This window comes from Sediminibacillus terrae (assembly GCF_009602435.1).
GTDB lineage: Bacteria > Bacillota > Bacilli > Bacillales > Amphibacillaceae > Sediminibacillus > Sediminibacillus terrae.
Window position 1 is genome coordinate 401,605 of the sequence record NZ_VZDQ01000021.1, and the last position, 19,937, is coordinate 421,541.

Here is a 19,937-nt window from a genome sequence, read left to right on the forward strand (position 1 = left end):
AAAGCTTTTATGATGAACATGTTGTAATTCTGAAAATTTAAATTATAATAAATGAAAACCCTTTCATTTATAGGGCAAGGGAAAAGGAGTGACTGAACATGGGCGAAGAGTTGCGTGAATTGAAATCCGCTCCAGCTTTATTGGAACGCGCAAGGAGAAACACTTTATCCGATTTATTGGTCCGGACAAGCAGCCGATATCCTGACAAACCAGCTATCCAGTACCTTGGCAAACGATTCACTTACCAACAGTTGGAAGATGTGGTCAACCGGACGGCAGCCGGGATGAGGAAAGATGGACTTCAAAAAGGAACCATGGTCGCTGTTTTATCCAACAACAGCCTCGATTTCGTCGTGTTGAATTTTGCACTGGCAAGAATAGGTGCTGTTATGGTGCCGCTCAATTATATGCTTCATGTAGAAGACATTCAGTATATTCTCGACCATGCCGGTATCGAAGGCATGGCCGCACCTGCCGAGTATGCAGATCGAATGGATGAAGCCGTTCTGCGTAGTGGTTCCAATATATCATGGAGGTATTTGATGGATACCGACATTTCCATGAAAAAGCGGCAAAATTGGAAACCGTTCTCTGAATTGAAAGAAGATATAGAATCTGACCTGGTAGAGGAGGATATTCGGGATGATGACCTTGCCCATGTTCTTTATACAAGCGGAACTGAGTCAAAACCGAAAGGGGTCATGCTTACCCATAAAAGCTTGATAGCAGAATATGTAAGCAGCATCATAGAAGGGAAAATGGAGGCTTCGGATGTCGCCGTCCATGCATTGCCTTTCTACCACAGTGCACAGCTTCATGTATTTCTCGGTCCCGGCATCTATGTCGGCTCAACCGGTATCATACTTCCTCAGGCAAGCCCTGAAGCTATCCTTGAAACCATAGAAAGAGAGCGAGCCACTCAACTTTTTTGTCCTCCAACCGTTTGGATAGCGATGTTAAGGCATCCTGATTTCGGACAAAGGGACCTTTCCTCTTTGCAAAAATGCTATTATGGTGCTGCCATCATGCCCAGGGAGATACTCAAAGAATTAATGGAAAAACTTCCGCAGGCTAGGTTTTGGAATTTCTATGGACAAACAGAAGTCGCTCCGCTTGCTGCAGCCCTGCAGCCAGAAGATCAGTTGCGCAAACTGGGTGCTGCCGGGAGAGCTGTCTTGCATGTCGAAACGAAGATAGTGGATGAATATGATAAGGAAGTGGCAAGGAATCAAGTTGGCGAAATCGTCCATCGTACCCCGCATGCTATGAAAGGCTACCTGCATGACCCAGAAAAAACCGCGGAAGTTTTTCGTGGAGGATGGTTCCATAGCGGAGATTTAGGAGTCATGGACGAAGAAGGTTATATAACGATCATTGATAGAAAGAAAGACATGATCAATACAGGCGGCGTGAATGTATCCAGCAGAGAAGTGGAAGAAACACTTTATGAAATGGAAGGGGTATCTGAAGCAGCTGTCATCGGAATTCCGGATTCCTACTGGATTGAAGCTGTCACGGCGATCATCGTAGCAAAAGAGGGAAGCACGATAAGCAGGGAAGAAATTTTGCGATTCTGTAAAGCAAAGCTTGCCAAATATAAGGTACCTAAGTATATCGAGTTTGCAGACACGCTGCCGAAAAATCCCAGCGGAAAATTGTTGAAGCGCAATCTTCGCGAAACATACAAAAACATTGGAAGTTGAAATGGCATGTGTTAATTTATCATGGGAGGTAGCAAATGGCTAAACAACTAATCGAAACAACTATAACGGAAGGTATTGGACATATACGTTTAAATGATCCGCAAAGAAGAAATTGTTTGTCTCTGGAGCTTATGAAACAATTGACGGACCAGCTTTCCGAATGGGAATCGGACGATAGGGTTAAATTGATAGTCTTAACTGGAAAAGGGAAGTCGTTTTGTGCAGGCGGAGATATTCGCGCCATGCAAAATCTTCAGAGTCAAGCGGATGTATCTGCATACATGGAGGCTGCTTCTCGTCTTCCCCGATTGTTGACTGAGCTGGACAAAATAGTCATTGCCGCTGTACAAGGTTATGCGGCAGGAGCCGGTTTCAGCCTGGCTCTTGCTGCTGACTTTATAGTGGCGGATAAATCTGCTGTGTTTGCTCTTAGTTTCCGGCAAATAGGATTGATACCTGATTTGGGGCTGATGAAATTTCTCTCGCAGAGAATTTCTGTGCCATTGGTTAAACAATGGATCCTGGAAGGAAAGGAATTGGAAGCAAAAGAAGCGGAGGAGCTTGGAATCATCAGTCTCTTATCGGAACACAAGGCAGAAGAAGTCGCCCATTCCTGGGCAGTTCAATTGGCTTCCGGACCAATCGGAACACATAAATACGTCAAACGCATGTTAAATCAAGCATCAGCAGAAATGGATGATTTTCTGAGGAAAGAATCGAAAATTCAACAGGTATTGTCGCAGACAAAAGACCATAAAGAAGGTGTGCAAGCTTTTCTGGAAAAAAGGAAGCCGGTTTTTTTAGGTCAATAACCTTGTTTTATTCCTGGTGGAACGACCTTTACGTTTAGCGTAATGTCTATGCCATGACTACCAGCTTATGCTCCCTGACATAATCCTGATAAACCAACCAAAATTCGTTGTTATATATATCCTTGTAGAAAGAGAGAATAGGAGGTAGATAGCAATGAGATTCAACATGAACTCATCTACTGCATATGCTTTTATCATAATTGGAGCAGCTTTCTGGGGGAGCACAGGATTGTTTGTCACCTACCTGTATCGTTTCGGGTTCACTCCCTGGGAGGTTGTTGCTGTTCGGCTGGCTTCGTCGAGCCTGGTGCTTTTTGGTTTAATAGCTACTATGGCCAGAAAATACTTACGGATAAAATGGAGACACGTTCCTTACTTTTTTGTCTTGGGAATCATCAGCATTGCCTTGTTTAACTGGTGTTACTTTGAAGTGATTGAAAGGGCGTCCCTTTCGATTGCGGTCATTTTTGTTTATACTTCGCCGGTATTTGCGGCCTTGACTGCCTATGCTTTTTTTAAAGAAGAAATGACCTGGAAAAAAGGAATGGCAATCTTTTTCACTATCATAGGTTGCGCCCTCGTTATCGGTTATTTTCCTGGTGGAAATGCGGGCCTGGGGTTTGTCACCACTATACTTGGCCTGGCTGCGGGGTTGTTCTGTTCGTTGTTCAGTGTGATTGGTAAACTGGTAAGCCGCTATTATCACCCACTTACTGTCACCTTCTATGCAATGCTGTGCGGAAGCTTTTTCATGTTGCCAACCAGCGGCATATGGAGAAAAGGACAGCTTTTTTTCATCATAGAGGTCTGGGAAGTAATTGCCGGAATCACCTTGATTTCCACGATTGCAGCATATCTGTTATATACGATGGGGCTTACCTATGTAGAGTCCAGCAAAGCGGCAATTCTGTCTTCTGTGGAATTGATTGTATCTGTTTTGATTGGGGTTACTGTTTTTCATGATGCAATCGATCAATGGCAATGGATCGGTTTTTTATTCGTCTTTTGTTCATTGTTTTTAACGGTATTGCCCAACAGGAAGGCAATCCGTGTTTCTTTAAACAAGAAAATATGAAGGCACTTGCCAATAAAACTGCAGAGAAAAGCAGACGTTCCGTTCGTACTGCTTTTTTCTCTTGTCTAAATTTTAAGAAAATATAAAAAATAATGTTTACAATTCGCTTGTTTATGGTAGTATTGTGCTAACAATTTTTTCAGCAGGAAGGATATGTGGGACATGAGTACAAAGCTAAATACCGTTGAAGTAAAAGATATTATCATCGCACATCAAATGCTTAAGGACGTTGTGGTAAAAACTCCTTTACAAAAAGATTCCATTTTATCCGAGCGATATCAATGCAATGTTTATTTAAAAAGAGAGGACTTACAGGTAGTCAGGTCTTTTAAAATCAGAGGTGCCTATCATTTTATGCAAAGCCTGAACAGTGAGGAACTGCAAAACGGTGTGGTATGTGCCAGTGCCGGAAATCATGCCCAGGGTGTTGCCTATTCATGCAAGGCCTTGGGCGTTAAAGGTAGAGTTTTCATGCCGGCTACGACACCGCGTCAAAAAGTGGACAGGGTGGAGTTTTTTGGCGGACCGTTTGTGGAAATTGTATTGACTGGAGATACTTTTGATGATTCATACCAGGAAGCAACCGCTTTTTGTGAAGCAAATGCCATGGCGTTTATCCATCCATTCGACGACTATCGAACCATAACGGGGCAAGGAACAATCGGCTTGGAGGTATTGGAAGAGATTGACGAGCCCGTTTCCCATGTGTTTATGGGAGTCGGCGGTGGTGGTTTGATTTCTGGTGTCGGATCCTATATAAAAAATATCAGTCCTTCCACCCAGGTAATCGGGGTGGAACCAGAAGGGGCACCGGGAATGAAGCTTTCCCTTGATCATGACCGGGTTTATCCTTTGGATAATATCGATAAATTTGTAGATGGAGCAAGTGTCAAGCAGGTGGGCAAGTTGTCATTTGAAATCGGGAAAGAAGTGATTGATGATATTGTTTTGGTTCCCGAAGGCAAAATAAGCACTACTTTGGTTGATTTGTATAGTGAAAATGCAATAGTTGCAGAGCCTGCCGGCGCTTTACCTGTCTCGGCACTTGATTATTACAAGGACCAAATCAAAGGGAAGAACATCGTCTGCATCATCAGCGGAGGAAACAATGATATTGACCGGATGCAAGAAATCAAAGAACGTTCCTTGATTTATGAAGGGTTCAAGCATTATTTCATCGTTAGTTTTCCTCAGCGTGCAGGTGCTTTAAGAGAATTTATGGAAGACGTGTTAGGAAAAGACGATGATATCACACGCTTTGAATACACAAAGAAAAATAATCGTGATAAGGGGCCGGTGCTTGTCGGCATCGAACTGAAACATAAAAAAGATTATGAGCCCTTGATCGACAGAATGAACAAAAAAGGGTTCGCTTATATAGAAATTAACAAAGATCAAGATTTGTTCAATCTGCTGATTTAAAAACGGGGAGTTGAAAAGCTCCTTTGTTTTTCACCTATTAAATTCTAATTAAACTATGTTCTAAATAAACACTATGAACCCTTTATACTCGCCCCAATAAAAGATGATACCCTTCTAAACAAACACACGTCCAATCAACAAGGATTTCCTAAAGGAGGTAGTCAAATGGAGAGACAACCAAGTGGATTTTTAGTGAAACAGCGGGCCTTTTTAAAATTATACTTAATTACATTAATAGAAAACAACCATTTGTATGGATTGAAACTTCGTGACTTGCTGAAAGAAGAGTTTCGGGATTTAGGATACAGACCAAACCATCCGGAAATATATAAAGCACTGCATGATCTAATTGAAAAAGGCATCCTTTTTCAGCAAAAAGAGAAGAAAGAGGGAGCAGTCTACCAGGAGGTTGTTTATTATCAATTCACCGAGGAAGGAAAAGAGAAGGCCAAGGCATATAAAAAACAATTAAAAATTGAGCTGGAACGTTGCCTCCAGTTATTGGAAAAGGCATTAAAGGATAATTTTCAATAGCTTCCTGAGAAACAAGACAACCGAAAATGTTGGTTTGTTTACGGAGTCCATGAATTGATTGCAGAGTAGCAACACCCTAAAGAAGAAATCCATTTCAACAGGTTTTCAATGTAACGACGAACCAACAAGCATTCAGCCATCAAAAAGACAAGAGCACCTTGAGAGTATTTTAACAGCAACTATGAACATTGAGGAGTCTTAGGAGTACAATAGGACAGAGACAGAATCTAAAATCGTATAAAAATAGAGTAAAGCCCCCTGCGAATTACATGCTTGGAGGGCTTTACTCTTGTTAAAGAGTGTCCAGTCTCTATCCTTATCGTTTACATAGAATCCAATTTATGAAGGATGTTAAGAACTTTCTTGCTGTTTTGAAAACCGATTAAATTTCCATACTCAAAATCTTTTTGGGCTCTTGCTTCCATCTCCGCGATCCAGTCTCTGGCTCCTTCGCTACTCACTGAATGTTGGTACATCGTAAATTCCTCGGAAGTTAAACCCGGTACTTTTTGTTTCAGATAATCTGTAGCTTTTTTCTGATCAAAAGTTAAAATAGCTACATCTTTTAAGGAAATCTCTCCATTATCATACAAGGTTTTCGAAATGGAGTTAATTTCGTCGAAAGTGGCATTCCGAACATCGTATTTTGTTGCGAGTTCTCCCCACACACTTGATGAATTACTTTTTTTCAAACGGAAATCCTGGTTATTAGCCGAAGTATCATCGTGAGAAGTTGTTTTGGTTATTTCATTTTTTCTACTAGTTGTAGCTTGTGAATACGTAGAATATCCTTGTGCTGGAGATACGGTACCTACAATCATTTTTCAACGCCTTTCAAAATGTATTATTTAATGTTCATTCTATCAAACATAGTGTTCCAAGGTGAATTGGTTGAAGTATTTTCGTAAGTGAATAAACCATTTTCATTACCGCTTGCATCCCACCAAATGAACCAACCATCTACAATGGAGTCACCTTCCAAATCAATATTTTCTCTATCTATTTCCGATAATTGACTTCCATTGAATGCAGCATTTCTTTGGAAACCGTATCCAAGTTCGGCAGTCACAATGTATAATTCTTCTCCTCCATGATCTTGAACGGAAGATAATTGGTTTGAACTAAAGTATTCATACTCTGGATAGTTAGATGATATAGCCGCATATACCTCAAGTGAGGTAAGAGGGGGGGCTGGAGCAGCGATAGTAAAATCGGAACCTCCCAATATCATCTCTTGTTTCTGATATCGTTCACCTTCTCTGAAGTTTTTATCAAGAAATTGTGCATTGGGATAATCGTCTTTGAGGTTTTCTAGTACATGTTGCTTGAACGATTCTTTTTTTGATAATTCTGATGGGGGATTTATTATTTTACCCTGTCGCGAAGCTGCAGAAGCTGTATCAGTTCCTATGAACAAAGGGATAAATAATAAAGCTGTCAAAGTGATGCTTATCATTTTCCTCATCATTTCGCCTCCTAAGAATTTTTAATAAATAGAGACTTAATTGGACACTCATATCTTCTATCGGTTTATCTTTCGTTATATTTAGCATTTATTACAAAAAATTGTATATTTCAGGTTGATTTGGAAATTGGTCGAGAATGGCGTAAGGCTTTTTAAGGTACGATATCTTTTTATGAAGGTAGCATGAAAAGGAAAGACGAATGAAATAGTCAGCCTGCTATAGTGAAAAGATGTAATGTCTGGAAGAGGGGAAAAGGGTACTATTCTAAAGGCATATAAGCTAGGATATTTCTTAAAAAACAAAAGAGTAATCGGTCTATTATCGGGAATCGTAAGAAGCAAATAACTTGGAATCACTTCATTTATGATAAGGGTTGTGAAACATGAATATTAACTTCGGCAACGAGAATATACTGAATGCGGAAAAAATTCATGGTCCGTTATTTGCTGAAATTAGCTCCCTGCGCTATGATTCCCGGAGGGTTGAAAATAATGCTGCATTTTTCTGTATGCAAGGGGAGCAACAGGATGGTCATCTTTTTATAGAAGAGGCTATCAAAAAAGGGGCTTCGGCCATCATCGGCAGCAATGAATCAAAACTTTCACGACTGGCAGCAGCCTATCCCGATCGGACCTTTGTGATAGTGAGAGACGCTAGGACAGCACTCGCACATTTTTCAATATTATTTTATCAGCATGCGTATAAAAAGCTAACAACTATCGGGGTCACAGGGACCAACGGAAAAACAACGGTTGTCGCTTATACCTATTCCTTGCTTAATCAAATGGGCGTAGCGACAGGATCCATCGGGACAATTGGCACAATGACTTCTGAAGGTCCTATTCCTTTCCAACCAACCACGCCTACAACACCGGAAGCACCGGAGCTCCACTATATTTTTGAACAATTCTCTATGAGGAAGGAACAGGCAGCTGCAATGGAAGTATCTTCAATAGCGATCGAACAAAAAAGGGTAGAGGGCATGATGTTCCAGATAGGGGTCCATACCAATATATCCAGCGAACATTTGGAATTCCATAAAACCTTCGAAAATTATAAAAAGGCGAAATTAAAATTATTTAAACAAGCAGAAAAAGCTGTCGTAAACCTGGACGATAAGGGTATGGCAGATGACATCCTCGATATGTACCAAGGTCCATTGCTGACATATAGCATAAACGGACATCCAGACGCCGATGTTTTTGCTTGCAATATCAGTACAAAAAAGGAGGAATCAACTTTTCTGCTTACCATCAATGGCAAGTCTTCCCTTGTCCAAACTCCGTTGATCGGCGGGTATAACATCTCCAATTTATTGGCTGCTGTTTGTACTGCTATCCACGTAGGTGTACCTTACCAAAAAATCCTGGAGGCCATGCCAACCATAAATGGGCCGAAAGGGAGGTTTCAGCTAGTCGAAACGCCAATCCAAGCTACCATATTGCTGGATTACGCTCATACCCCGGAAGCACTTCGCAACCTGGTGAATGAAGTAAAGAAACTCGCCTTCCGCAGATTCATTTTAATGGTGACGGGAGTAGGTATCCGGGATGAAAATAAGATGCCGAAAATGGGAGAAGCGGCGGATGGACAAGCCGATAAGTATGTCATTTCCGTTGATCATCCCGGCTATAAAGAACCAGAAGAAATTGTTGCAAACGTACTGTCTGGATTCTCAGAAACAGAGCAAACACATATTACCTATACCTATTCAAGAGAAGAAGGAATTATCGCTGCGCTAAATCTCGCTGAAGAAGGGGATTTAATCATTTTAACCGGGGGATGTATCAATGGATGCCAGATGATTAGAGGAGAAGCCATTCCTCACTCGGATGAAAACATTATCAAGCAATACTTCTCTAAATCAACTGCGATAACTAAACGGGCCATAGGGTCTACAGCAAAAAACCCCCCTGTTAATTTCTCGTAACAGGAGGGGTTTTATTAGGCTTATTTAAGCATTGGCAGCCTGGTCATCGATATAATATTGAAGCTGCCGGTATAATAATTGCTTTTCGTCCGCTTCGAGCGGAACCATCGGCAGACGTACAGGACCTGTGTCAATGCCCATATAAGACAAAGCTGCTTTAACTGGCGCAGGGCTTGGAGCCATGAATAAGGTTTTCATCAATGGCAGCAGGCTTTGATGAAGCAGGGCTGCTCTTCGGTGATCACCGTTGAAAAAGCTAACGGCCATTTCTTTCATTTCATTGCCGATTATGTGAGATGCAACAGAAACTACTCCATTTCCGCCTATAGCCAAAACAGGCAGAGAAAGTCCGTCATCTCCACTATATAAATGAAAGTTTTCATCCGTTCCACTGATGATGGCCGTCATGTCATCTAAGTTGCCGCCAGCTTCTTTAATAGCGACAATATTTTCTTCCTTCGATAGTTGAATGATCGTTTCCGGTATCATGCCTGCTGCACTTCTTCCAGGAATATTGTATAGCATGATAGGCTTTTTCACCGCCCTTGCTATAGAGCGAAAATGCTGATACATTCCTTCCTGGTTCGGTTTGTTGTAATAAGGAGTCACCAACATAGTCGCATCGACACCGACAGCTTCGGCAGCCCGAGTAAAATCGATGGAATCACGGGTGTTATTTGACCCTGTTCCCGCAATGACAGGCACTCGGTTGTTCACTGTTTGCACTGTAAATCGCAGCAAATTCAATTTTTCTTCTTTCGTCAATGTTGGGGACTCACCTGTAGTACCTGCAACAACCAATCCTTCGGTACCATTGGCAATTAAATAGTTGATCAGTTTTTCAGTCTTTTGATAATCAATGTCACCGTTCTGATCAAAAGGAGTAACCATTGCTGTTAAAATTCGCCCAAAATCCATTTTTCTGCACCTCTATTCATGATTTTAAAAGGAAGGCTTGAAGCCTTCTGCCTTCTGGTGAATAGAGGCTATCCCACGAGAGCAAAGCGCGGTTTTGAATGATAATCAACATGTATCACACAAAAAAACAGCAACGAGGGCATCGCTGCTGCATCACTATGACATCGTTCTGATGCGTGAGATAGCCCTCCATATAACAATAGGTTATATGACAGCCCTGTATTTATTGAATACAGAACCAGCGAATCGAAACGATGAGTTTCCGTCCACTTCGGCAAATCCCCCTTTCGGCCGCCCTCTTCAGACCTCATCATCTTACGGCAGCGTACTATTGGTTTTTGCACCTCTATCCTCACTCCAAAAAATTTGAAGTAAAGCATATAAAAATTGTATCTAAAATATAGCAAAGTTTTATCAGGTTTGCAATGCTCCAAATTCACATGAAAGAACTTTTTTGATTAAGGGCGTGGATATCCATAATAAGGCGGTCTTCCATAGAATGGGGGACGTCCGCCACCCGGATAGCCATATCCGCCATAATACGGCCCGCCGGGATAACCATATGGTCCCGGACGAGGATAACCGATTGCAGGATTTCCGAAAAGTTCACCGCCTAAATATCCCAGCCCGAATCCAACCAATCCTGCTCCCAGCGGACCGAAGAAGAAGTTTCTCTCCATTTCATTCCCTTCGACTGGGTACCGATAAAAGGTTGGATCGTTATATTGGTGGACAGGCACATGATGAGGTTCCATTATATTCTACTCCTCTCCGCAATTGTTCGTGAGCAATTCGTCTACTCCTTTACATATTCAGCATATGGTTGAGAGCGGAAAGTGAAATGGATAAACACCTATTTTGGCGAAAGGAAAAGAGGGAAAGGAGCACTAGGGGATAGTTCGTTCGCTTAAAACTCTGTCAAGTAAAACTTGATACTTTTCCTTATCTTCTACTGTTAGCGGTTTTGGTCCTTTTGTCCGTTTACCGCTTCTTCGCGCTTTGGCATTGGCGTGTCGCATGAGGAGCATTTCATCTATCGTTGATGGGTGATAAGCAAATCCTTTATGATGAAGGACAATGCAACCTTTACCCAAAGCGAGGGATGCCAAGCCATAATCTTGTGTGATAATGATGTCTTTTTCATTGGCAATCTGCATGATACGATAGTCCACCGAATCCGCACCTGTATCCACGTAAATGTTTTCCGCTTTGCTTAACTCATCTTGTGCGGAAAAATGGGAAAAGCTTTTCACAAGAATTACAGGAATGCCATATTTTTCTGCAATATTTATCGTGATTTCTTTTACGGGGCAAGCATCTGCGTCTACTAATATTTTCATTAAAGCACCTCTTAGACTTTGACTTTCCATCCACTGAGCCAATGATACCAAAAATTCACGCAACCAAAAAGCAGCCCGCGGTTGAACGCAGGCTGCGAGGAATACAATCGCATCTATTTATCGTTACATAAGGTCGTAAACCGATTCTTCAAGATAGAGCCAATGATAATATTCGACTTCTTCATCGGTCATTTTCAATACATCATCTTTGTTCAAGGTCGTCAAGTCGCATAATTGTTCCATCAGATTTTCTCTCACTGGTTGGCTCATGACAAATCCCCCTTAGGATTAGGTTGGATGATAAAGCGTTTTCTTCTCTTGTTACTTTGATTATATATCTCAATTCGAGATAAAAACAATATCAAATTTAGATATATTGATTTGAAGCAATATATAGTTGATATACTTGAGGACAAATGACTTTATCATGAGTAAAAAAGCTGGAATGTGCCCTTTTCATTTTTATTTCCTTAGGGCTCGGTTATAATGATAGGTAGCAAAAATTCTCCATAAAAGAAAGAGGTTACAAAATGAGCGAGCTTCAACCAGGAACCATCCAACGAGCAAAAATCACAAATTCCGTGACAGACGGATTTTTAGTTAGTATAGGAACAGAAACCTTATTGCTTCCGGAAATAAATACCGATCTGCAACCAGGGAAAGAAATAAAGGTGTTTGTTTACCAGGATAGAAAAGGGAAACTTCTTGCAACCGAGACTATTCCCGAGGCCAGTCTAGACTCTTATGGCTGGGCGAAAGTAGTTGAGGTTGTAGAGAATCTCGGTGTTTTCGTGGATATAGGGATTCCAAAAGAAATCCTTGTCTCCAGTGATGACCTGCCTTTATTAAAGAAAGTCTGGCCTATTAGCGGGGATTATTTGTTTGTCAGCCTAGATTTCGATAAAAAAGGACGGTTACTGGCAAAACCAATCAATGAAGCGGATGTAATGGCAGACTTGGTACCTGCTTCGCCTGATCTCTTACAGCACCGTATTACCGGACGCGTGTATCGCTCTACAAAAGCGGGTTCCTTTATTCTATCTGAAGAAGGATACAGAGGATTTATCCATCCCCATGAACGAAAAAAAGAGCCCAGGATAGGAGAGACAGTAACCGGTCGCATTATCGACGTGAAGGATGACGGCACTATAAATGTAACATTGTTGCCGCTTAAGCAAGAAGGTATGAAAGATGATGCCGAATCCATTTTGGAATATTTAGAAAAAAGGGGAGGGGCAATGGAATTCGGAGACAAAAGCGACGCCGAGGCAATCAGGGAAACCTTCCACATAAGCAAGTCAGCGTTCAAAAGGGCACTCGGGAACCTGATAAAAGAGAATAAAGTATACCAACAAGATGGTAAAACATATTTGAAATAGTGATAGTGAGTTTTCTTGTTCTATTCCCAGAAACAGGCACAAATCGAATTGTGCCTGTTTTTTTGACAGAGAAAAAGCTTGCGCTCGACAAAAGGCTGTTTGTTCGATTTGTTCGCAATCATCCTGTGCATCGTACATGTCAAGAAAAGATAGCGTTCGCCAAATGTATAAATATGGTATTATGAAAAAGTATAAGGAATTCAGTTACATGCTGTCGAAATAAGGTGGACTAGTCGCTCGCCGCTAAACAATCTGTGTGACAGGAAAAGGTGCAAATCTTTTTACACAGTGGTCCTTCAACTAAGCAAATAGGAACTTGAAATTGCTTGATCACCAATAAAATGTTGAAAAATGATAGCCATTTCCTCCATAACCACTTATCATGGAAAAAGATTAATGGAATTCGTCAAAGTAGTAAATGGCTTTGTTCAGGGTTTAAAGGAGGATTATTGTGAAAGACTTTACTCAATATATACAGGACTCGAAAGAAGCCTGTGCAAACATATACGGGATGTCTCCTGAAGAAATCCCTTTTTTGAAAGTAGGACTTACAAGAGAGCAATTGCAGCAAAAGCAGCTTACATATGCAAAAGTGTTAACTATTGTAAAGGAATTCATGAAAAAGCTTATTGAATATATGGACGGGGTGCCGACTCTTATTGTCACAACTGACGCCGAGGGCTATGTACTGGAGATTTTTGGTGATACAGGCATCAAGCAAATGGTCGATTCTTTAGGAATAACAATAGGAGTCCGTTTTAGTGAAACGGATGTAGGGACTAATTCTGTATCACTTGCTTTAAAACATGGAGAACCGATCGGTCTCATAGGAAATGATCATTTTCATGAATGTCTTGCGGGAGTCGCATGCTACTCTGCTCCTTTTTCATACTCAGACAGTAATCAGCTGGCAGGTACTGTTTCGATTATGACCTTGGTGGACTATGCTAATCAATTTCACTTAGGATTATTGTCTTCTGCTGTGGATACCATTGAAGGAGAAATCCGTTTGCAAGAGCAAAATCATAAGCTGTACTTGCTTAATCAAGTATTGATCAACTCAGCCCCTCTTGGCATTATCATGACCGATGAGAGTGGAGGAATACTCGAGTACAATCCAGGAGCAGAAGAAATACTGGGAATACCCAAGGGGGAGGCAATCCATCAGGGGATAGACAGAATCACCGGGTTAAGCGAGTATGTAATGAGGGCATTACAGAAGCAAGAAAAAATAGAAAATACCGAAACAACTTTAATCGATCACCAAAAAGAGCTTGAAAGAATATGTTTAGTGGATGTTCTTCCATTATATTACAGCTTCCAGCAATTAACTGGTGCATTTGCTCAATTTAGAGATATGACCAGCTATCACGAACTGCAAAAACAAGTCATACAATCGGAGAAACTGTCTGCAGTAGGAAAGCTCGGAGCAGGCTTTGCTCACGAAATACGAAATCCTCTTTCAAGCATCATCGGTCTGGTGCAGCTCTTAAAGGAAAATAATGAACACAATAAATATTTACAAATTATTACGGATGAACTCGAAAGAATGAAAACACTGGTCAATCAATTTGTCCTTCTAGGCAAGCCTACCAAGTTACAAAAAACAAACAGCGATGTCGTTCAATTAATCAGAAATACTATAGAACTGATGAACAGCAACGCCCGGCTCAGTAAAGTTCAAATTGAATTTGCCTCCTCAGTGGAAAATGAACTGTTTGTACCAATAGATAAGTCGCAAATCAAGCAAGTGTTGATCAATTTTATAAAAAATGCTGTTGAAGCCATGCCGGAGGGTGGATCGGTATTTGTAGAGCTGCAGGTTTATAAAGAAGAAAAGCAATTTCAAATTACCATCCGGGATGAAGGGAAAGGCATGACTCCCGCAGAGGTCGAAAATTTGGGGACTCCCTTTTTTACAACAAAAGAAAGCGGATTAGGTATGGGAATCCCGATTTGTTTCGACATTGTAAAAGCACATAATGGATCCATAAACGTAGAGTCCTCCAAAGGACAAGGTACCAGCATCCATTTAATTTTGCCGTTACAAAACGGGATGAGGAGGAAAAAAGAGGATGACTGAATCAGCAGCTTCTTTGTTAGTGAAGAACATGAAAGATTGGGGGATTCAATATGTATTCGGAATCCCCGGTAAACCGCTTGTCCCTTTATTGGCCGAATGTGAAAAACAAAACCTGCCTTTTGTATTATCAAGACACGAGTCAGGAGCTGGATTTGCTGCCGCTGGTTACGCTTTGCTCAGTGAGAAACTGGGAATCGCCGTTGCCACTTCAGGCCCTGGTGGCACCAATTTATTGACTGCAGCGGCTCAAGCGAAAGCATATCATGCACCGGTTTTATTTCTTACGGCTCAGCCCCCCACAGATCTGATAGGAAAGCCGGTGGGGCAGGATTCTTCTATTTTCGGGACTGACTTGCTGAAAATGTTTGAATCAGTGACATTATTCAATGCAAAAGTAGAGAGAGCCGGGCATTTGGAGATAATGCTTAAACATGCCGTGGAATCAGCCCTAAAGGGGAAGAAAGGTCCAGTTCATTTGTCCATTCCAATGGATATATGGGATACAGCCACTAACCCGTTTTCCTTTCTACTTCCAGATGGGCGGAGTGATGTTCTTTCCAACAACCTTCACCATTTAGTCGAAAGGTTGAACAGAGCGGAAAAGGCAGTGTTATTTCTCGGTAAAGGTGTCCATCGTTCCCGTGCTTATGAAGAAATCAGATGGTTGGCGGAAACCTGGAACATCCCGGTGATGACCACTCCTGGCGGCAAGGGAACGTTTCCGACAAACCACCCGTTATCACTCGGCTCCTACGGACTAGGTGGCAATGAATCAACCAAAGAGTATTTGCAAACCGGGATTGACGAAATGGTTGTCATAGGCAGCAAACTTTCGGATATGTCAATAGCAGGGGTGTCAGAAGCAATCTTTCCGTCACATGTCATTCAGTTCGATATTGATAACCAGTTCATAGAAAAGTCTCTACCTATACCTACCCTTCCGGTGATTGGTGATATCAAGGAGAACATCACCGGATTAAAAAGATTGATGGATACTTTCCATTTATCGATCAAGCCTCAATCATATGAAGTCGATGCTGGATTCCCTCATGAAGAAAAAATGCCCGTAGAAATTTCTCACTCGTCAAGTTATGTATCAGCAAAAGAAGCGATAAAAACGATGCGGGGCCTTTTACCTGATGATACCATCCTGTTTGGTGACGATGGGAGCCATTCTTTCTATGCTATTAAACACCTCTGTTTAGAACGTCCTGGCACTTTCTATTTTGATGATGTCTTTGGAGCGATGGGCCATGCTATAGGATATGCTATCGGAGCGAAGCTGGCTCAACCTGCCAATACAGTCGCTTGTCTAACGGGAGACGGATGTGTATTCATGCATGGAGCAGAAATAGCTATGGCGGTAGATCAAAGGTTACCTGTATTGTTCATCGTTTTAAACAATGGGCGATTGGACATGGTTGAGAAAGGGATGACGAAAATGCTTGGGTATAGTGTAGGGGCTGTGTATAACCAAGGGGTGGATATAAAAGAATACACGGCTTCATTCGGCGCCCGATCCTTCCAGTGCAGGACGATAGGAGAAATGAAGGATGCATTCGAGCAATCTTTGGAATATACGAATGGACCTTCTGTCATAGAAATATTAGTAGATCCAGATGAGATCCCGCCCATATTGGATAGAGCGTAAAGAATAAAACTTTTTCTAAATAGAGTACGTGCTAATAAAAAGACTGAATATCGTCATCGCACCATGCATGCGCATGCCTTCGAGACACGGATATGAGGCGACCTCATATCCGTGTCTGTGTTTCCATTCGCTATTCTTCGCTTCAATCGTTTATAACACCCTTCCTGTAGAGGACAACGTTTACGACGGAAGTAAGCTAATAATGTCATGATAATGGGCGAAACGCAGTTTATCCCATTCGTATGTTCAAATACCTCCTTCTAAAAACCATCTATACGTTGTCAGACGTAGATCTCGTGGAACGAGCTCAGGTCGACATGTCCTTCAAATATTTTCTTGAAATAGCATCAGAAGATGACGTCATTGATCCCAGACTTTCAAAGAAAATCACTTCTTTTTCGTTTACCCTCTGTTGATTCCGCGATAAGCGTTCGGTGGTGACGCCTGCGGGAACAGCGCGAGCCGAAGATCCACTTGGTCAAGTGATCTTCTTGACCAAGTTAGCTGAGGCCGTGCCCGCGGCAAGCATCCACCGATAAGCGATTAGTGAGAATCAACAACAAACTTTAAAATCTCTTCTAGATTTGAAAGGACTTTTTCAGATTACATGAAATCCATGAAACGCCAAGCGAAATTGATTTTCTTTTTGCTTGATTGTATGCTAAGTTAATATATATGCAAAAATGAAAATATTCTAATTTTTTAGAAGACAGCGGGAAAAATTGAGAGCAGGCTATCACCTTCTCAATTTAAATAAACAACATGGGGGTTAAATGGTTAATGGCATTATCAAAAGGCGAAAAGGAGAAAGCAATAAACAACGAGAGAAAGCGATGGGAAATGCCAGATACTTATGTGATTTTGTTTTTGGTCTTATTAGCTGGTGTACTTGCTACATATCTGGTTCCATCCGGAACTTTTGAAAGGGAAACAGTGGAAGGTGTAGAAAGAGTCATTCCAGATACATACACCCAGACAGACAGCTCCTGGCTGAGCCCGATGGATATTTTCACCGCAATTCAGATGGGGATGGTTCAATCAGCTGATATTATATTCATGGTTTTATTCACCGGAGGGGCATTTGAAATTATTGAACGTTCCGGTGCTTTGCGCGGCGCGATCAATAGCGCAGTCCGTCTCACTCGAGGAAGGGAATTTTGGATGATTGCCATTGTTTCCACTTTATTCGCTGTCGGGGGTGCAGTAGGGGCGGTGGCTAATGCGGTCATCGCTTTCGTAGCAATCGGGGTGATTATTGCAAGAACCCTGAAGCTTGATCCAATCATCGCAGTGGCTATCACATTCGGTGCCAACTTTGCTGGTTTCAATGTCGGGTTCATCAATCCTTATACAGTGGGCATTGCCCAAAAAATAGCCGATTTACCGATGTTTTCAGGAGCCTTGTTCCGAATCGTTGTGTTTGTTGTCATTTTATCCCTTACCATCTGGTACACATGGCGGTATGCGAAGAAAATAATGAAAGATCCTACAAAAAGTATCGTGGGAATCTATCAAGACGACGAAGAAGTTCAAACCTTGACAGAGGAATTCACGCTTCGTCACAAATTCCTCTTAGGTTTTGTAGGATTGGGGTTAGCATTCTTTGTATATGCATCGATAGAAATGGGATGGACCATCAATCATATGGCGGCATTCTTCGTGCTTATCGGCATTGTTTCAGGAGTCATTGCGGGCATGCATTACAATACTATCGCCATTACTTTCTTACAAGGGACGCAAAAGTTGGTCTACGGAGCATTGGTTGTCGGGTTAGCTAGAGCAGTCATTGTCGTACTTGAAGAGGGACAAGTACTAGACACAATCGTCCTTGCATTGTCCGTTCCCTTGGAAAGCCTTCCTTCCGTATTGGCTGCGATAGGCATGTTCATTTCCAGCGCCTTTCTTAACTTTTTAGTAAACTCCGGAAGTGGTCAGGCGATGATTTCCATGCCGATGCTTGCACCGCTCGCAGATATGGTGGGAGTGACGAGACAGGTCGCTGTTCAGGCCTTTCAATTCGGAGATGGTTTAACGAACAGTATCTTCCCGACTTCCGGGATTCTAATGGCCAGTCTTGCAGTGGCAGGTGTACCATGGACAAAGTGGTTGAAATTCATCTTTCCTTTGTTTATTGCCTGGGTGGTCATTGCCGTCATCATGTTAACAATAGGCGTGATGATCAATTGGGGACCATTCTGATTGTCCAACTAAAAAACATGCGGGGTGAAATACGGATTTTGTCTCGCATGTTTTTTATGTAAGCAGGAAAGGATGGAGGAATCTTCTTTTTCTTCTATTTAAAAACGTTTATAATAGAAAGAGTCATGCAACATTTTTAATTGACGACCTGTTACTAAGGATTTCTATTGCGGGAAAGTAAAGGAAGGTAGTTTATGGAAGAACAAAATATCACGAGAGTCCAGGTTAACGACAAAGAAATCATTTTGATCGGTACAGCACACGTTTCGAAACACAGTGCTGAACAAGTAAAAGAAGTAATAGAAGCAGAGAGGCCTGATGCTGTTTGCATCGAACTTGATGACCAAAGATATCAATCGATCAGCGAAGGCAGTAAATGGACGGAAACCAATATATTCCATATCATAAAAGAGAAAAAAGCAACTCTATTGTTAATGAATTTGGCCATTTCTTCCTTTCAAAAGCGTATGGCCAAGCAATTTGGTATAAATGCCGGGCAGGAGATGATACAGGGCATCGAATCGGCAAAAGAAATCGATGCAGAGCTTGTTTTAGCAGACAGAAATATACAAACAACCTTCTCGCGTATTTGGCATGGTGTGGGGTTCTGGGGAAAGGCAAAACTGATGATGCAGGTTGTCTATAGTATTTTCAGTAATGAATCCATTACAGAGGAAGAGCTGGAAAAAATGAAGTCGCAGGATATGCTTGATTCCATGCTCAATGACTTTACAGAAAATTTTCCGCGTTTAAAAGTGCCATTGATAGATGAACGTGACCAATATCTTTCTCAAAAAATAAAAGAGGCACCAGGTAAAAAGATTGTCGCGGTTCTTGGAGCTGCTCATGTTCCAGGCATAACCAAGGAAATACACCAAGAGCATGATTTAAACCAGTTAAGGAAGCAGCCGCCTAAGTCGAAGCTTCCGAAACTAATCGGCTGGATGATACCCGTCTTGATCATCGCCTTAATCGCTTATACTTTCTACGCTAATCCTTCTGCTGGCGCCCAGCAAACCATTAGCTGGGTATTATGGAACGGGTCCTTTTCTGCTTTGGGTACGGCCCTGGCGCTTGGCCATCCGCTTGCAGTTTTGACTGCTTTCGTGGCTGCACCGATCACCTCATTGAATCCATTGATTGCCGCCGGCTGGTTTGCAGGATTCGTACAGGCGCTTATACGAAAGCCAAAAGTGGGGGATTTTGAAACGCTATCGGAAGATGTACTTCATGTAAAAGGATTTTGGAACAATAAAGTCACGAGAATACTGCTGATTGTCGTTTTAGCCAACATCGGAAGTTCGTTGGGCACCGTGATCGGAGGCGCCGACGTCATCCGCTTATTCTTCGAAAACATCTAATCAAAAGGCACCCGTTCAGGGTGTTTTTTTTATGGGAATAAGAACATATGTTTGGTATAATCGA

Annotated in this window: 17 protein-coding genes, 1 pseudogene and 1 riboswitch; of the genes and pseudogenes, 12 read left to right on the forward strand and 6 right to left on the reverse strand. The window is 41.8% G+C overall.

What is annotated here, in order from left to right:
- Positions 1-98: 98 nt before the first annotated feature.
- From F6X55_RS07990 to F6X55_RS08010, 5 genes are all read left to right on the forward strand, one after another.
- Complete coding sequence (locus tag F6X55_RS07990) at positions 99-1,703, forward strand: fatty acyl-CoA synthetase (RefSeq protein WP_153462659.1); 1,605 nt, start codon at positions 99-101, stop codon at positions 1,701-1,703.
- Between the two features lie 35 nt (positions 1,704-1,738).
- The gene (locus F6X55_RS07995; RefSeq protein ID WP_153462661.1) at positions 1,739-2,515 is read left to right on the forward strand and encodes an enoyl-CoA hydratase/isomerase family protein; all 777 of its coding nucleotides are present in this window, start codon (positions 1,739-1,741) and stop codon (positions 2,513-2,515) included.
- Between the two features lie 154 nt (positions 2,516-2,669).
- On the forward strand, positions 2,670-3,590 hold the full coding sequence (locus F6X55_RS08000; RefSeq protein WP_153462663.1) for a DMT family transporter: 921 nt from the start codon (positions 2,670-2,672) through the stop codon (positions 3,588-3,590).
- A 162-nt stretch (positions 3,591-3,752) separates the two neighbouring features.
- Positions 3,753-5,012, forward strand: a complete 1,260-nt coding sequence (ilvA, locus tag F6X55_RS08005; protein WP_026570202.1) for a threonine ammonia-lyase IlvA — start codon at positions 3,753-3,755, stop codon at positions 5,010-5,012.
- 165 nt (positions 5,013-5,177) lie between these two features.
- Positions 5,178-5,546, forward strand: a complete 369-nt coding sequence (locus F6X55_RS08010; RefSeq protein ID WP_153462665.1) for a replication termination protein — start codon at positions 5,178-5,180, stop codon at positions 5,544-5,546.
- 323 nt (positions 5,547-5,869) lie between these two features.
- Here the strand turns inward: F6X55_RS08010 and F6X55_RS08015 are convergent, their stop codons facing one another.
- Together F6X55_RS08015 and F6X55_RS20195 are read right to left on the reverse strand one after the other, a co-directional pair.
- Positions 5,870-6,367, reverse strand: coding sequence for a hypothetical protein (locus F6X55_RS08015; protein ID WP_051382025.1), 498 nt, complete (start codon positions 6,365-6,367; stop codon positions 5,870-5,872).
- A 23-nt stretch (positions 6,368-6,390) separates the two neighbouring features.
- A complete protein-coding gene (locus F6X55_RS20195) occupies positions 6,391-7,011 on the reverse strand; it encodes a DUF4879 domain-containing protein (protein WP_235162446.1) in 621 nt (206 codons plus the stop codon).
- Positions 7,012-7,394: 383 nt separating this feature from the next.
- Here F6X55_RS20195 and F6X55_RS08025 point away from each other — a divergent pair, with 383 nt between their 5' ends.
- Positions 7,395-8,942 (forward strand): UDP-N-acetylmuramoyl-L-alanyl-D-glutamate--2,6-diaminopimelate ligase, encoded by a 1,548-nt coding sequence (locus tag F6X55_RS08025; protein ID WP_153462667.1) that lies wholly within the window; start codon positions 7,395-7,397, stop codon positions 8,940-8,942.
- Positions 8,943-8,966: 24 nt separating this feature from the next.
- Here the strand turns inward: F6X55_RS08025 and dapA are convergent, their stop codons facing one another.
- From dapA to F6X55_RS08045, 4 genes are all read right to left on the reverse strand, one after another.
- Positions 8,967-9,860: a 4-hydroxy-tetrahydrodipicolinate synthase gene (gene dapA, locus F6X55_RS08030; protein ID WP_153462669.1), complete on the reverse strand. Its 894-nt coding sequence runs from the start codon at positions 9,858-9,860 to the stop codon at positions 8,967-8,969.
- Positions 9,861-10,034: 174 nt separating this feature from the next.
- Positions 10,035-10,217: riboswitch (Lysine riboswitch) on the reverse strand.
- A 101-nt stretch (positions 10,218-10,318) separates the two neighbouring features.
- Positions 10,319-10,615, reverse strand: coding sequence for a hypothetical protein (locus F6X55_RS08035; protein WP_235162445.1), 297 nt, complete (start codon positions 10,613-10,615; stop codon positions 10,319-10,321).
- A gap of 132 nt (positions 10,616-10,747) precedes the next feature.
- On the reverse strand, positions 10,748-11,200 hold the full coding sequence (locus F6X55_RS08040) for a YaiI/YqxD family protein (RefSeq protein WP_153462671.1): 453 nt from the start codon (positions 11,198-11,200) through the stop codon (positions 10,748-10,750).
- A 123-nt stretch (positions 11,201-11,323) separates the two neighbouring features.
- A complete protein-coding gene (locus F6X55_RS08045; protein WP_152525512.1) occupies positions 11,324-11,470 on the reverse strand; it encodes a BH0509 family protein in 147 nt (48 codons plus the stop codon).
- Between the two features lie 260 nt (positions 11,471-11,730).
- Between F6X55_RS08045 and F6X55_RS08050 the strand changes: the two genes are divergently transcribed.
- From F6X55_RS08050 to F6X55_RS08075, 6 genes and pseudogenes are all read left to right on the forward strand, one after another.
- Complete coding sequence (locus F6X55_RS08050) at positions 11,731-12,579, forward strand: CvfB family protein (protein WP_026570196.1); 849 nt, start codon at positions 11,731-11,733, stop codon at positions 12,577-12,579.
- A 451-nt stretch (positions 12,580-13,030) separates the two neighbouring features.
- Complete coding sequence (locus tag F6X55_RS08055) at positions 13,031-14,662, forward strand: ATP-binding protein (RefSeq protein WP_153462673.1); 1,632 nt, start codon at positions 13,031-13,033, stop codon at positions 14,660-14,662.
- On the forward strand, positions 14,655-16,313 hold the full coding sequence (locus F6X55_RS08060) for a thiamine pyrophosphate-binding protein (protein WP_153462675.1): 1,659 nt from the start codon (positions 14,655-14,657) through the stop codon (positions 16,311-16,313). Before F6X55_RS08055 ends, F6X55_RS08060 begins: the two co-directional genes overlap by 8 nt.
- 203 nt (positions 16,314-16,516) lie before the next feature.
- A pseudogene (locus tag F6X55_RS08065) lies at positions 16,517-16,684 on the forward strand (transposase); the annotation flags it as partial.
- A gap of 409 nt (positions 16,685-17,093) precedes the next feature.
- Complete coding sequence (locus F6X55_RS08070) at positions 17,094-18,512, forward strand: YfcC family protein (RefSeq protein WP_237648619.1); 1,419 nt, start codon at positions 17,094-17,096, stop codon at positions 18,510-18,512.
- Positions 18,513-18,706: 194 nt separating this feature from the next.
- Positions 18,707-19,873, forward strand: coding sequence for a TraB/GumN family protein (locus F6X55_RS08075; protein WP_153462677.1), 1,167 nt, complete (start codon positions 18,707-18,709; stop codon positions 19,871-19,873).
- Positions 19,874-19,937 lie beyond the last annotated feature (64 nt).